Source organism: Taibaiella koreensis (assembly GCF_003545715.1).
Classification (GTDB): domain Bacteria; phylum Bacteroidota; class Bacteroidia; order Chitinophagales; family Chitinophagaceae; genus Taibaiella; species Taibaiella koreensis.
In genome coordinates, this window is sequence record NZ_QVNU01000004.1 from 327,938 (window position 1) to 341,725 (window position 13,788).

The 13,788-nt window shown below is 48.4% G+C and carries 17 protein-coding genes, 1 tRNA gene and 1 pseudogene; 15 read left to right on the top strand and 4 right to left on the bottom strand.

The window, feature by feature from the left end; genetic code table 11:
- The first annotated feature begins 8 nt into the window (after window positions 1-8).
- The 8 genes from DZK30_RS15115 (at window position 9) to DZK30_RS15150 (ending at window position 5,889) form a co-directional block, all read left to right on the top strand.
- Window positions 9-884 (top strand): helix-turn-helix domain-containing protein, encoded by an 876-nt coding sequence (locus tag DZK30_RS15115; protein WP_240432937.1) that lies wholly within the window; start codon window positions 9-11, stop codon window positions 882-884.
- A gap of 120 nt (window positions 885-1,004) precedes the next feature.
- Window positions 1,005-1,868 carry a helix-turn-helix domain-containing protein gene (locus DZK30_RS15120; RefSeq protein ID WP_118974973.1) on the top strand — a complete coding sequence of 288 codons (864 nt, stop codon included), beginning with the start codon at window positions 1,005-1,007 and terminating at the stop codon, window positions 1,866-1,868.
- Window positions 1,869-1,950: 82 nt separating this feature from the next.
- Window positions 1,951-2,811 carry an NAD-dependent epimerase/dehydratase family protein gene (locus tag DZK30_RS15125; protein ID WP_118974974.1) on the top strand — a complete coding sequence of 287 codons (861 nt, stop codon included), beginning with the start codon at window positions 1,951-1,953 and terminating at the stop codon, window positions 2,809-2,811.
- Between the two features lie 452 nt (window positions 2,812-3,263).
- A tRNA-Arg gene (locus DZK30_RS15130) sits at window positions 3,264-3,337 on the top strand.
- A 61-nt stretch (window positions 3,338-3,398) separates the two neighbouring features.
- The gene (locus DZK30_RS15135) at window positions 3,399-3,908 is read left to right on the top strand and encodes an AAA family ATPase (protein WP_118974975.1); all 510 of its coding nucleotides are present in this window, start codon (window positions 3,399-3,401) and stop codon (window positions 3,906-3,908) included.
- Window positions 3,909-4,032: 124 nt separating this feature from the next.
- Entirely contained in the window at window positions 4,033-4,716 is a 684-nt protein-coding gene (locus DZK30_RS15140; RefSeq protein WP_162903117.1) for a putative polyvalent protein kinase domain-containing protein, read from the top strand.
- 358 nt (window positions 4,717-5,074) lie between these two features.
- Window positions 5,075-5,536 (top strand): nucleoside deaminase, encoded by a 462-nt coding sequence (locus DZK30_RS15145; protein ID WP_118974977.1) that lies wholly within the window; start codon window positions 5,075-5,077, stop codon window positions 5,534-5,536.
- Window positions 5,533-5,889, top strand: coding sequence for a carboxypeptidase-like regulatory domain-containing protein (locus DZK30_RS15150; RefSeq protein ID WP_162903118.1), 357 nt, complete (start codon window positions 5,533-5,535; stop codon window positions 5,887-5,889). The genes DZK30_RS15145 and DZK30_RS15150 overlap by 4 nt, the downstream gene beginning before the upstream one ends.
- Here the strand turns inward: DZK30_RS15150 and DZK30_RS15155 are convergent.
- Window positions 5,875-6,429, bottom strand: coding sequence for an NAD(P)H-dependent oxidoreductase (locus DZK30_RS15155; protein ID WP_118974979.1), 555 nt, complete (start codon window positions 6,427-6,429; stop codon window positions 5,875-5,877). The two genes, DZK30_RS15150 and DZK30_RS15155, sit on opposite strands and share 15 nt — an antisense overlap.
- A gap of 92 nt (window positions 6,430-6,521) precedes the next feature.
- On the opposite strand from DZK30_RS15155, the pseudogene DZK30_RS15160 reads away from it, so the two are divergent.
- Window positions 6,522-6,874: pseudogene (locus tag DZK30_RS15160) on the top strand (winged helix-turn-helix transcriptional regulator).
- A 106-nt stretch (window positions 6,875-6,980) separates the two neighbouring features.
- Here DZK30_RS15160 and DZK30_RS15165 read toward each other — a convergent pair.
- Window positions 6,981-8,816: a T9SS type A sorting domain-containing protein gene (locus DZK30_RS15165; RefSeq protein ID WP_118974980.1), complete on the bottom strand. Its 1,836-nt coding sequence runs from the start codon at window positions 8,814-8,816 to the stop codon at window positions 6,981-6,983.
- Window positions 8,817-9,494: 678 nt separating this feature from the next.
- Between DZK30_RS15165 and DZK30_RS15170 the strand changes: the two genes are divergently transcribed.
- A complete protein-coding gene (locus DZK30_RS15170; protein ID WP_118974981.1) occupies window positions 9,495-9,950 on the top strand; it encodes an SRPBCC family protein in 456 nt (151 codons plus the stop codon).
- Between the two features lie 53 nt (window positions 9,951-10,003).
- Here the strand turns inward: DZK30_RS15170 and DZK30_RS15175 are convergent, their stop codons facing one another.
- On the bottom strand, window positions 10,004-10,255 hold the full coding sequence (locus tag DZK30_RS15175; protein ID WP_118974982.1) for a class I lanthipeptide: 252 nt from the start codon (window positions 10,253-10,255) through the stop codon (window positions 10,004-10,006).
- A gap of 115 nt (window positions 10,256-10,370) precedes the next feature.
- On the opposite strand from DZK30_RS15175, the gene DZK30_RS15180 reads away from it, so the two are divergent.
- Complete coding sequence (locus DZK30_RS15180) at window positions 10,371-10,592, top strand: hypothetical protein (protein ID WP_162903119.1); 222 nt, start codon at window positions 10,371-10,373, stop codon at window positions 10,590-10,592.
- On the opposite strand, the gene DZK30_RS15185 is transcribed toward DZK30_RS15180, so the two are convergent.
- The gene (locus DZK30_RS15185) at window positions 10,589-10,846 is read right to left on the bottom strand and encodes a hypothetical protein (protein ID WP_118974984.1); all 258 of its coding nucleotides are present in this window, start codon (window positions 10,844-10,846) and stop codon (window positions 10,589-10,591) included. The genes DZK30_RS15180 and DZK30_RS15185 overlap by 4 nt on opposite strands.
- A gap of 32 nt (window positions 10,847-10,878) precedes the next feature.
- On the opposite strand from DZK30_RS15185, the gene DZK30_RS15190 reads away from it, so the two are divergent.
- From DZK30_RS15190 to DZK30_RS15205, 4 genes are all read left to right on the top strand, one after another.
- Complete coding sequence (locus DZK30_RS15190; protein ID WP_118974985.1) at window positions 10,879-11,448, top strand: porin family protein; 570 nt, start codon at window positions 10,879-10,881, stop codon at window positions 11,446-11,448.
- An 88-nt stretch (window positions 11,449-11,536) separates the two neighbouring features.
- Window positions 11,537-12,622 carry a sensor histidine kinase gene (locus tag DZK30_RS15195; protein WP_118974986.1) on the top strand — a complete coding sequence of 362 codons (1,086 nt, stop codon included), beginning with the start codon at window positions 11,537-11,539 and terminating at the stop codon, window positions 12,620-12,622.
- On the top strand, window positions 12,619-13,335 hold the full coding sequence (locus tag DZK30_RS15200) for a LytR/AlgR family response regulator transcription factor (protein WP_118974987.1): 717 nt from the start codon (window positions 12,619-12,621) through the stop codon (window positions 13,333-13,335). The genes DZK30_RS15195 and DZK30_RS15200 overlap by 4 nt, the downstream gene beginning before the upstream one ends.
- Window positions 13,336-13,453: 118 nt before the next feature.
- Window positions 13,454-13,786 carry a hypothetical protein gene (locus DZK30_RS15205; RefSeq protein WP_118974988.1) on the top strand — a complete coding sequence of 111 codons (333 nt, stop codon included), beginning with the start codon at window positions 13,454-13,456 and terminating at the stop codon, window positions 13,784-13,786.
- Window positions 13,787-13,788: the final 2 nt, after the last annotated feature.

The window sequence follows — 13,788 nt, forward strand, 5'->3', positions numbered from 1 at the left end:
CCCAAAGGATGAATTCGCTATCGGAGGTACATGCGGCTTTCGGCCTTCCGAAACCGCTGCATCCGCTCATTAGCATCGTTGACGGTATCAATAATGATATCGAAGTTACCTTCAGTTCCGATTCCCTTATAAGCAGCTTGTACAAGATTACTTATACGGACAAAACAAAAGGTAAGATCAAGTATGGCCAGGGTTACTACGACTTTGACGAAGGAGGATTGCTGTTCGCTGCGCCCAATCAGCTGATGGGTGGCAGCGAACACAATGGTCCCTATTCCGGTTATAGCCTTTTCATTCATCCCGACTTCTTACTGGGTTATCCGCTGGCTAAAAAGATAAAACAATATGGCTTCTTCTCTTATGCCACTAATGAGGCCCTGCATTTGTCCGAAGCGGAGCGAAATACCATCATCACCATTTTGAAGGGTATAGAGGCGGAGCTATTACTACCTATCGACGATTTCAGCCAGGAAGTGCTGGTAACGCAAATAGCGCTTTTGCTCAACTACAGCAACCGCTATTACAAGCGCCAGTTCATTACCCGCAAAGCAGTCAATGCCGGCCTGCTGGAAAAGATGGAAGCCGTTCTGGACGATTATATCAGTAATGAAAAAGGCATTCCGACAGTTCAGTATCTGGCTGAGCAGCTTACCGTTTCCCCCAGCTATTTGAGCGATATGCTACGTATCCTGACCGGTGAGAATGCGCAGCACCATATACATGAAAAGCTGATTGAAAAGGCAAAGGAACAGTTGACGACTACCGATCTGTCGGTTGCTGAAATTGCTTATAAATTAGGCTTTGAGCACGCCCAATCGCTTAGCAGGCTATTTAAGGTAAAGACCAATATTACTCCTGTCGCATTCCGGGCATCGTTTAGCTAAAGAGAACATGGCCTTTTGAACTATAGCCTCATGCTCAAAAATCAATGCATATGGATTTTGTATTGCGATGAAAGAAATGCACCGCCGCCGCATGATGTTTGATTTTATTAATTTTGCCCTATGGCATTTCAAACATTATCTGATATTCCGGGACTAGATATGGCCGATCTGCGGCTAAAAGGCTTTAAGGTTCATAAGTTGGCTGCATCGACAGATGTGCCCGTCCGGTCGGGCCGGCGTGACTTTTATAAAATGGGCCTGGTCAATGGCGACATGACGATTGACTACGGAGGGCAATTGCTGGAGATAAAAGGAACAGTGCTTTTTTTTGTAAATCCCCAAGTGCCGCATGCTATTGTTCGCCGTGTGAAAAGGACAAGCGGCTATGCCTGTATGTTTACGGAAAGCTTTATCCATACCAGGGAATTGCGGGACTCGCCGCTCTTTAGTGTCGGCGACAATCCTGTGATCGTGCTCAATAATGAACAAGCCGCCTTTATGGAAGGGATTTATCAAAAAATGGTATCTGCTTATTCCGGTGATTATCCCTACAAGGCAAACCTGATCAGAAGCTGCATCGAGCTCATTATTCATGAGGCTTTAAGGATACAGCCATCTCAAATGGCTTCACCTCACCGCAACGGAGCTACCAGGATGTATCATTTATTTGCGGACCTGCTCGAAAGGCAATTCCCCATTGAACGTAGCAGTGAGCCCCTAAAGCTGCGGACGGCACAAGGTTTTGCAGAGCAGCTTTCTGTTCATGTGAACTACCTCAACCGCGCAGTAAAAGAGGTGACAGGCAAGCCTACTTCTGCACACATAGCAACACGTGTTGTGGCTGAAGCCAAAGCCCTGCTTCAGCATACCGACTGGAGCATCGCCGATATTGCCTACGCGCTGGGCTTTGATTATCCCGCCTATTTCAACAACTATTTCAAACGGCTGACAGGCGCCACACCGAATTCTCTTCGAAAGGTTTGAAAATTATAACTATTGGTTTGATTACGCATCTGCTCTTTAAGATTTCAGGCGCAATTTTGCCTTATCAAATTAATAAAGACCTATGAAGATTTTAGTAACAGGAGCTACAGGCAAAGTAGGCAGCAGATTTGTCCCACGTCTGTTAGCAAAAGGATATGATGTTTCCATACTGGTAAGAGATGCCTCCAAAGCATCTGAGCTGGCCGGGCTCGGCGCAAACATAATTACAGGTGATCTATATGATCCCGGCACCTTGCCGCCAGCGGTGGCGGGTATGGATGCAGTAGTGCATCTTGCGGCCCTTTTCCGGACTTTTACCGACAATGAAGGTATCGTTAAGACCAACCGGGAAGGTACTGTAGCGCTGGCAGAGGCAGCGCTGGCAGCAGGCGTTAAGCGATTTGTTTTTGCCAGTACAAGCAATGTTTACGGCTCCGGGTACCGGAGACCTGCCAGGGAAGATGAACAAGTAGACATCAACGATCCCAGGGCGTATTCTTCCAGCAAGATTGCAGCAGAGCAGCAGCTGCTTTCGTTGCATAAAAGTAAAGGTTTCGACGTGCGCATCTTGCGACTAGCATTTGTATACGGGGACAAGGACCCTCATATCGCAGAGATCATTCCGCTATTAAAGCAACTGAAACGGCATTCCGGATCCCGCATGCATATGGTACATCACCTGGATGTTACGCAGGCCTTGTTACTACTACTGAATACCAATGGGCTGGACGGAGAAATATTCAATGTCGCTGATGACGCCCCTATTACGCTCTATGAGCTGGCAGATTCTGTAGGAAAAGCGGCGGAAACCTTTGATGCCGAAGAGAGCGCCCTGAACGATCCGTTTGAAGGCATCCAGGATATTTCGAAACTCCGGCAAAAAACCGGTTTCAGGCCCATGGTACCGAGCTATTATGTGGCGCGCGATCTGGATATTTTATAAGCTTCGGCCTGATAAGTAGTGTGAAAAGAAAACAATAACGCGTAAAATATGCAAAACCCGCTCTAGGAGCGGGTTTTGCATATGGCATTCATGAGCGGAAATCCAGGTCAAAAATGCTAAAAATGAGCTTAAAAAATGAATTAGCCTTAGTAACCGGCGGCAGCAGTGGTATCAGATTGGCTACGACCAATTACCATGCTCTGCAAAAATACTATCAAATAAAAATCAAGGGAAGGGATGTCCGTGTTAGCTTCCGGGAGCCAGGAAGTTTGATCCGGATTGGATGATCTACGATGAATTCATTGAGGCAGGTCTATAAATGCCTTTACTATGCCAGGAAGCCTTTCTTTCCATCCTTGCTTGCTGGGCTGCTTGGAATAGTTGAATTCCGGAACTTTTGCCTGAAATTTGGTCTGCTCCGGTAATTTTATTAGTTTTGCGGCCGTCCAGAGGGTCCGGTAGCTCAGCTGGATAGAGCATCAGCCTTCTAAGCTGAGGGTCATTGGTTCGAATCCAATCCGGATCACAAAGTAGAACAGGTTCGCAACGCGAGCCTGTTTCTTTGTGCCCTAAATCCGAACTAAAATATGAGAATAGCGATAATTGGTGCGCACTGTGCCGGTAAAACGACCTTGGCGGAAGAACTTCTGGAGCACCTTCCCGGTTATATATTGGAAATAGAACCCTATTATCAATTGGAAACATTGGGCTATGAGTTTTCAGCGATGCCTACTGCTGAAGATTTCATAGAACAGTTTAATTATTCGACCAAACTACTCGCCAAAAACGAAAGCAATGTGCTATTCGACAGGTCTGTCATTGATATCCTGGCCTATATTCATGTTATCGATCCAGAGAGGAATATTCAATCACTATTTGAAACAGCTCAATCAGTAATGGCCGGTATCGACTTGCTCGTATTTGTGCCTATGGAGGAACCCGATCTGATACCTGGTTCTCAGACAAATCTTCCAAGATTTAGAAGTAAGGTGGATGATCTACTCCACAATTGGATATGGGATTTGGGTGTGGAGACCATTGAAGTCAAGGGGCCTTTATCGAAGCGCAGAGACCAGGTACTCATTAAAATTTCATGATGCCACAAAAGATCATCGGAGATAATCCAATCCGGTTCAAAAGTACATTAAAACTCTCTCCAGGAACAGGTTTTTCTGTTAACGATTTTATCAATTTTAGCTCATAAGCAGCCATCTCGTTATTGTGAGTATTTTAGTATTTTTGCATGAAATGTTGCCTAATGATACCAGAATCGAAATTGAAAATATCGTTGCGGGAATTATCCTTGAAGGGAGAACGGATCATTGCGCGACAATCAGGAATTCGCTTTGCAACCGCTATGAAACAAGTAGAGTGGTTAAAGCAGCATTCGAAAGTAACGCAATCATTAAAAAAGAGCAGGCCGGCTTAATTGAAGCTTATTGTGACAAACATAGCTTTTGGTTCAAAAATCTTCCCGGTGAAGATAGGTATCTTACACGCGGTGGAGAATCCAAAGTATATCTTGCCAATGATGACAAGCATGTTGTAAAGTTGAATGATGCCGTCTATTATGCTACCTGGCTTGAATATATCAATAGTATTCTGCTTCACAATATACTATTTACAAATACTTCTTACCGGCTACTGGGTTTTGTTAAACAAGACAACACATTGTTTGCAGTAGTTGAGCAGATGTTCATCGTTGCAGATGCCTTGGCTGAACTTGATGACATAAAGAAATTTCTGGAATTCAACGAATTCGCAAACATCCGTAGAAATGATTACGCAAATAAGCGCTTGGGACTAATTCTTGAAGATATGCATGATGAAAATGTCCTCGTAAGTTCAGAAACGTTATTTTTTATCGATTCCGTGTTTTACACTGTTGCTCCTGAAAAAACCTAACAAGGCTCGGCCGGCAAAGTAATTCTCCTATTTATTCTCTGAAATAAAAAAGCTCTGAATTCAATCAAATCAACCATCGATAAGTTCGAACTCAGTCCAACCGCTTTCGCAAACAGCAGCAACCAAGACTGCTTTCTTTATTTTTAGGCGTTTCATTAGCATTATGGTGCACTAGTTTACCTTATTTTACACGTATAGCCGGGGCAAATAAGAGTTACCTACATTGCAAATTCCAGACACGCTTAAGTTCAATCCGATACGTAACAGCCTTCCATAGGAACCTTTTTCTAACTAACATGAGGACTTACTTTCATAAACGCCGCAATCCCTATTTTTACCGCCCATACCGGCATTTTCCATGAATCAAAAATCAGAAGACGAACAATTCATGCGCCGTTGCATCGTGCTCGGCCAAATGGCAAGGGAACAAGGCGACAGCCCCGTTGGCGCGCTGCTGGCTAAGGATGGCCGGATTGCCGCCGAGGGCATCGAAGCGGGCAGATCCCGGAAAGACATTACTTACCATGCCGAAATTGAGGCCATAAGGGCCTTGATACAGCAAACCGGCGACACAGATCTGTCGGGGTACACGCTGTACACCACGCACGAACCCTGTATTATGTGTTCCTATGTCATTCGCCACCATAAGATAGCGAGGATCGTTTGGGGTATTTCCACCGGCGCTATTGGCGGATATAGCTCCGACTATAAGCTGCTGAAAGATACAGTACTGGAAAAATGGGGCGCGCCACCGGAAATTGTAGCCGGCGTGCTGGAAGCAGACTGCCGGCTATTGCACCAGGAAAACAAATTGAAATGAATCTGTACAAACGTTACCTGTCTGTCGCCCTGTTGGCCGCATTGCTATTACCGGTGGCCTGTAAATCTATATCCCGGTTCTCGCAGGGTCGTGTTATTGATGAAGAAGGCCGGCCGTTGACAGGCGTCAGGGTAAAAGAAATGCACGGTATGCCTTCGGCTACAACCGATCGCAATGGCTATTTCAGACTGGACAAAGCGCCGGACAGGATTGACGACCTGGTCTTCGAAAAAGAGGGCTATCGTAACGATACGATCCCTTCTGTGTTTACGCATTCGGGCGAAAGCATCGATTACAATTTCCAGGGCAAAGATACCACCGTTGTCATTTTAAGAAAATCAATTGCTCCCTGAGCGCCCTTCAGAAAGGGCGGCTATAAAATCCAGGAATCCCGGCACGCTTTGCGCGATCCAGGCCGGCGAGCTATTCCGTTCGATACCATAATAAGCGTGAAAGCCTTTATAGTCGGCCCTTATATAGGCAAAGGTCAGTTCGAAGGGCGCTGTCAGCTCTTTCAGGGTATAGCGGTATGCTCCCGAGGCCTGGTATTCTTCCTCGTCGATCCCCGCTGTAATGGCCAATGCCACCTTTTTCCCACTCATCCTGTAACCGCTCCCGCTGCCATAAGCCCAGCCATAGGTCAGCACCTCATCCAGCCATTGCTTGAGCAAGGGCGGACTGCTAAACCAGTAAAACGGGAATTGGAAAACAATATGATCGTGCGCTTCGATAAGGGCCTGCTCCCGGGCAACATCGATCTGCCCGCCGGGATAGGCCTCATATAAGCAATGCAGGGTATACCTGCCGGGGTCTTGTTCCAGTGCGTCTATCCATCTTTGGTTGATCTTCGAATCTGCTATCTTTGGATGTACGATAATGACCAGTGTTTTCATGTCTCTGCTGAATCTTTGCAGCAAAACTACACCGCTGTATCAACACGGGCTTCAACACAACCCATTGTTCGGTACGATCAAAAATGTAAGTAATGACCAGGATCAAAGAAACGTCGACCCATGCCGAAAACAAAAAGACACTGGCCGGCGAATGCCCCGAAGTATATGCTGCCAGTCTCATTGGCGGACAATGGACGCTGGCTATATGCTGCTATCTGATCAACGGCAGACAACGGTTTGGAGCGCTACGGAAGCAGTTCCCGGGCATTACAGAGCGCATGCTCACGCTTCAGCTGCGCAAACTGGAGCAGCACGGCATCGTGCAGCGAACGCTATATGCAGAAGTGCCGCCCATGTAGAATACGAGCTCACGCCCATCGGCTACCGCCTGCATACGGTGATCAAAGCGCTGGAACAATGGGGTAAGGAACATCAGGCGCTTTAAAGCAACGCCGCTAATGACCAGTAATAGTAGATAGGCCCGGATCGTAAAAAACATTGGCCGCTCAGGTAAGAGCAGCCAATGTCCTCTATTCAATGAGCCCCTGTAATTACTTCGCGACCTTATAACGGTATACTTGTCCTTGCGCCGTATATTCAACCGTATATATGCCTGCAGGCCATGTGGCGCCCGTTGCCAGCGTAATATCATTATATCCCTTTTGCAGGCTTACCGCTTGCTGTACCAACCGGCGGCCATCCACGCTGTAAAGCGCTACAGAACCCTCACCCTCGTTTGCCGACTGAACACGCAGGTGCAGCACATCTTTAAAGGGTACAGGATACAATACAACGCCTTCTTCGTGCTGCAGGCTTACCTGTCGTACAATGCTGTACTCGCTGCTACCATCGCGGTCAATTTGTTTCAGGCGGTAGTATAGCATGCCTGCAGGTTGCGCCATAGCATCGGCATCACGCATAGCATATTGATGTTGCTCCTTGCTGTCGCCGCTGCCCTTTACACTACCTATCGTTTGAAAATGTCTACCGTCGGTGCCGCGCTCGATCTCAAAGTGGTCGTTGTTGATCTCCATAGAGGTAATCCAGGACAGCTGCACATCATTGCCCGAAGGACTGGCAACGAAGGAAGATAAGGTAACCGGCAAAGGCGCCTGGACCATGGTGTATACCGTATCGACATTATTGGTGGTATCCTGGTCCTGGATGGAAGCCGAGCTGATGCGCACCGTATTGCGTATGGACTGACCGGCGGTAAGCCCATTGATTACGCCCCTGAGATGCAAGGTTACCTCAGCGTCTGCCGCAATGCTGGCCGTACCGCTCAGCACACCATTACTCACGGTAAGGTTGCTCACCGTATTGGCAGGGTTGCCATAATTTTCGATAGTAATACCGGTATCCACGCTCAGGGTATATCCGGCGGGTAGCAGATCCCTTACCTGTATATCGTTCAGTGCTATAGTGGATCCGTTGCTCACGGTAATATCGTAGTTCAGACTATTGTGGCCCCCGTTCAGATTAATGTATTCAGGTCCCTGCTTGTCGACCGAAATATTGCCCGGTGTGGTGATGATCAGGTTCCTGATCTCATGAAAATTATGCTGGGCGCCGGTGGCAGAGGCAAGTCCCAGCTTCAGCATGGCCGGTGGCAGGCTGGTCATGGTTACTGGTCCGAATAAAGTGGTAAAGGGATCAGAGGTATGCTTTTTCCATTTAACCGTTACCCGGTAAGTACCATTGTAAGGCTCCAGGCTGATCTGTACCCTGCGGTAAAACTGGCTGGCCGTAGGCCTTGTAGCCGTAGTGCTATTGTAATCGATGCCGCCATTATCGCCGGTACCACCGTCGTCTGTGATCACCTGGTTGCCCGAAAGGTAGGCATAGTTTGGCGCTGGACCTCTGAGCACAACAGCATTCTTAATGAAGCCGGGACCACCTACCCTGCCTTCGGTAGGATTGGAGTAATTGCCGAATTCGTCAAGCCCCAGGCCCAGGTAACCTCCACTCAGGCCTGCTGCCTCCGTCCGCTTGGAGTAACCTAACGAACCGCCATAGCCACCGACCCGAAACGAGTCGGACTGGGTGGCATCAAAGAGGAAAAGAGAAATACCGTCGGCGCCGCTGCCATCGCCGGGGCGGCTCCAGGTAACGTATTCAAAGTCGACCAATACCCCCATGGCCGAAGGGAAGGCCTGCTGGATCACAGCATAGCCGGCCTGGTAATTGCTGTCGCTTGTAAGCCGCAGCCAGCCTTGTCCTTGCGGATCGCCGGCGCCGGAGGTAAGGCGGGCATTGCCGCCCAGCGTAATGCCGCTTGCGATGGTGTTGTTGCGAAAAGTTTCGTTGATATTGAACTGCGCTTGTGCGGTTTGAACCAGGGAGAGACACAAGGCAATCCCGGTCATAGTGTAGGTTAACTTCTTCATGTTTTAAACTGTTTCTTTGTTTCGCAGTTCAAAACAAGTGCCACAAAATGCAGGTAATCAAGTCAGGCTGATAATCCAAACGGAAAACGGATAAATCATAATTGATACGTGAGTTTTAGAAGCTGGATGTTAGGGGTTAGATATTAGACGTTAGACATTAGATTTTAGAATCAGGATGCAGGGTCTGCGAAATGTAAGTTATTGTAAGTAAGGTATTAAGTATTGGGTATTGAGTATTGAGATTTAAGATTTGCCAACTGCCAATTGCCAACTATTCCAATGGGTATTGAGTATTGGGTATTGGGTATTGAGCAGTGAGCAGTGAGTATTGAGTAGTGAGTAGTGAGTATTGAGATTTAAGATTTGCCAATTGCCAACTATTTTATTGAAATTAGGATCTGGAACTTAAGATTTGCCAACTGCCGATTGCCCACCAGGCAAATAACCGCAAAGGGCGCTAAGCTATACGCAAAGGACGCAAAAGGTGAGTGTGAATTCAGATGGAATGTCCAGTAGCCGTCAACGACATTAGGACTGTAAGTGCTGCTTATTGGGATTTGGAACTTGGAATTTTAAGATTTGAAAATTGCCAATTGCCAACTATTTTATTGGAAATTGAACTTTGGAATTTGAATTTTAATTTTTGACTTTTGACTTCTAATTTTTGACTTTGAACTTATGCCCCCTGCACCAATCATCGAGAAAGATATCCTGATCAAAGCCACGCCGCAACAGGTGTGGACGCTGCTTACCGAGCCGGTGCATATGCTGCAATGGATGGGCGATCCCGAAATGGCGCTGGAGATCGATACCAATTGGCAGGTGGGAGAACCTTTTATAATCAGGGGACGGCATCACATCCGTTTCGAGAATAAAGGCATCCTGTTGGTGTATGAGCCATTCCGTCGCTTGCAATACAGCCAGCTCAGCTCCTTATCGCGCCTGCCCGACCTGCCCGGAAACCATACCCTTTTTGATTTTGTGCTGCACTCTCAGGAAGAAGGGACCTTGCTTACCTTAAGGCTGTCCCATTTCCCCACTGAGACCATAGAAAAACACCTGGCCTTTTACTGGCACACCACCTTGCATAAGATCAGGAAAGCGGCAGAGTCATTAACTCAGGCCTTAATGTGAAGGGGCGTTGCCCTGCAACGCCCCTTCACATTAAGAATTAAATGTCGTTTTCGTTAACACACACAACCGGGCATGCCGCTAAAGCAGGTGCCGCCGTTGCAGGATACAAAGCAGGTATTCTGGTTGCAGGTCTGCTTAATGGTGCCTACAGGTGTGCCGGTACAGGCCGCGCAGTTGGTCTGGCAGGCCGATAATGCTTCCGTATTGGTGACCCCGCCGAATACGCTTCCTTCCTGGTCGTCGTTAAGCATCATGATCGTTTTTTTCTGCAGAGAAAGGCGAATACTCATGTTTTTCTTTTTCATTTTGTTTGGTTTTTGGTTTTAAATGAACAATAATATGATCGAAATTACAAGCCACCGCTGCAGGAAAAATGCAGCACCGGCCTGTATCTTTACCCTAACCTGTAAATCGATAAAAATGAAAAAGAAAAAAGTACCCCTGAAGCTTTCGCTGAACAAAGATTTTGTTCTCGCCCTGCAGCAGCGCGCCCTGGGCGGCCAGCTCAATCCAACCACGGCGCAGCCGGTCACCCGCCATCCTGATCTTACCTGCCAGCGCGAATCCAATTGCCAGTCCTGCGGCACCAACACAACTTGCCGTACCATACCGGCCGGAGGACATAAGTGCTTTGAATGCTAGGCGCCAGCCACCCCACAAATGCAGGCGCGTCCGCTGTGACGAGCCTGCATTTGTCTTTCCCGGTCAAACATTGCCCTTTTTTGCTTCACATCGCCTACGCTATGGTGCACCGGCATTAATATCTGCTGCAGACCTGTTGGTCGAATAATTGCCGGCATCCGCATAATATCCCATAGCGCCGCTACCGCTTCCGTTACTTTTACCAGGCAACGCTTCGTTCCCGCAAGCAGCGGGACCATCGAAAGTATAGGCATCAGGAACCGGCCTGGGATACCGGGTGCTATTTATGAAGAGGATCGTAACACTATTATTGTTTCTGTATGCATTTGCATTGAATACCGCAGCGCAATCCTTTGGCCTCGGTGCCAAAGGAGGCATGAACATCAGCGGCTATGCCGGCGGCAATATGCAATCCAAAGCGCTCGTGGGCTACCATATCGGCGGTATGCTGAGCTTCGGCTTCGGCCGGGTGCTATCGCTGCAGCCCGAAGTCCTGTTTTCTACCCAGGGCGCTATGGTTACAGCCAACGGAACCAGCGAGCGGCTGCGTACACAATACATCACCGTACCGGTTATGCTTAAGCTGAAGGCCTCCGGGGGCTTTTACCTGGAGATCGGGCCACAGTTTGCCTACCGCTCTTCCGAACGGATACCGGAGCAAAATTTCGGCAGCTTTACCCGCAACCTGGATCTGTCTGCCGGCTTAGGCATGGGTTACCAATCGCGGGCAGGCTTTGGCTTTGGCGCACGCTATCTGGTAGGACTTTCCAGGGTCGGCGATTTCTCCGGCCGCGATATCAGCCCCGATTTCAGGAACAGTGTTCTTCAGCTCAGCCTGTTCTGGATGTTCCATTAGCACCATACCAGGCAACTTTTTTGAAATGACCTAAATTCGCCGCTATGATCCGCCCCTTCTGTTCAACCGCCCATCCGAATTTGCGCTCATGATGTCTCATCCAGACCAGGGCGGCCAGACCCGCGATTTTGATCCGCGCCGGACCTACCTGTATATATTTCTTTTCGACAGGCGGTTCCGGTTTCCCCGGCATGCCCTGGTGATCCTGATCCTGATGCTGGCCTTCTTTTCCAGCTTCAAGGAATTCCGTAAGCCGGAAGTGTATTTTATACAACCGGTCAACCTGCTGTACATTTTCCTGCTGCCCTTGTACACCAATATGTACTTCCTGGTGCCCCGCTTCCTGTTCCGGGGAAAGTATTTCCGCTATGTGCTCCTCGCAGCGGCCATGCTGGTCCTGCTCCTGATCGGGGCTTTACTGCTCGACCGGGCCTGGGACCCCTACCGCGTGGTACCTAAGCAACCGGCTGAAGATGAATTGCAGGGCTTCCTGGCATTGATCATCCTTTTTGCCGTTTTCCTGTTGTCCTCCACCGCGCTTAAGCTGTTTAAGCGATGGATAGACGACAGCATTACCATTCACGAGCTGGAAAAATACAGGGTGGAATCGGAGCTGAATCAGCTGAAGAACCAGATTACACCACATTTCCTGTTCAATATGCTGAACAATATCAATGTGCTTACCCACAGGGACCATCAAAAAGCCTCCGAGCTACTGTTCCGCCTGTCGGATCTGCTGCGGTACCAATTGTACGACAGCGCCAAGGCCAGGGTCTTTCTCAATGCGGAGATCCGGTTCCTGGAAGATTTTCTCACCCTGGAAAAGATCAGGAAAGATCATTTCCGCTTTAAGATAACGGTGGAAGGTAATCCTGATGCGATCGTGATCCCGCCTTTCCTGTTTATCACCTTTGTGGAAAATGCGATCAAGCACAACGTTTTCGGCAATCGTATTGCCTTGGTAGACCTTCTTTTTCGCATAGAAAAAGATCATTTATTATTTCTTTGCATCAATTCAAAACGGGCTGCTCAAGAAAAAATTTCCGGCAGAGAGGGGGGATTGGGCCTTTTAAGTGTCAATAGATGGTTGGATCTCAATTATGGCCGGCAATACGAGCTGGAGATTAGCGAAACCGACGAACGTTTTTCCGTTACCTTAAAAGTCCCCCTATGACCTGTATCATTATCGACGATGAGCCTTTGGCGCGCGAAGCCCTGAAGATGCTTATCGACGACAGCAAGGAGGTAACCTTGCTGGCCAGCCTCGGCGACCCCGAAGAAGCCGAAGCGCTCCTGCCCGCCCTGCGCCCCGATATCGTATTCCTTGATATCGAAATGCCCGGCCAAACCGGCCTGGACCTGGCGCAAAAGATCGCATCCGATGCACTCATCATTTTTACGACCGCTCATCCGCAATATGCCGTGGAGAGCTATAACATACAGGCTTTGGATTATATCCTGAAGCCTATAAAACCCGACCGGTTCCATAAAGCGTTGAGCAAAGCCAGGGCATACCTCTCACTGTTGAGCCAGCATATTGCCGACGCAGGCGATTTTTCCGAAGATCATGTTTACATCAAGGCCGACCGTAAATTCATGAAGGTCCAATATGCCGACATTCTGTATATCGAGGCCTTGCGGGACTATGTTGTGATCCATAAAGCCGATCAGAAGATCATCACGGCTATGAATTTGAAGACGATCTATGAGCAGTTGCCCAAGGGCAGGTTTGTCCGCATCAGCCGTTCTGCCGTGGTCAACAAAGATCATATATGCTCTACCGATGGCTTTGTGATTACCGTGCAGGAACAAGAACTGACCATAGGCGAAAGCTATAAACAGGACTTTTTCAAAGAAGTGATCCACCGGCGGCTGCTATCACGTTGAGGCTAAGGTCGCGTAAAGGATGGGTTGGTAGAAAAAAGGCCGGGGCTCATCGAAAATCAGGAAAGGGCATCAGGTAGTAAGCTAATTTTGAACAGAACAAGTCCTTAAACCTGCTTTCATGCAATACCTGGTCTATCATAAGTTTGAAAGCCCTTTGGCGCCGGAGCAGCTCACTGCCCACCTGCGCGGGGTAGCGGATAAGATGTATGCCTGCAATGAGCTGATCACCATAGATGCAACAGAGACATTGACACTGTCCCTGCTCATCGATACCCTGCACGACTTCCTGGGAGAAAGCAGCCTGCAACGCGACGATATCCTGTACTTGTTCTACCCCGATGCCGGCGGTCAGATTGCCCTCTGGCCGTTTAAAAAACAGGGCAACCTGCTCCAACGGAAACGGGAGACAGTATGGACGACGCCGGGCAAAATGGCAGATGCCTTGTGCTAAAC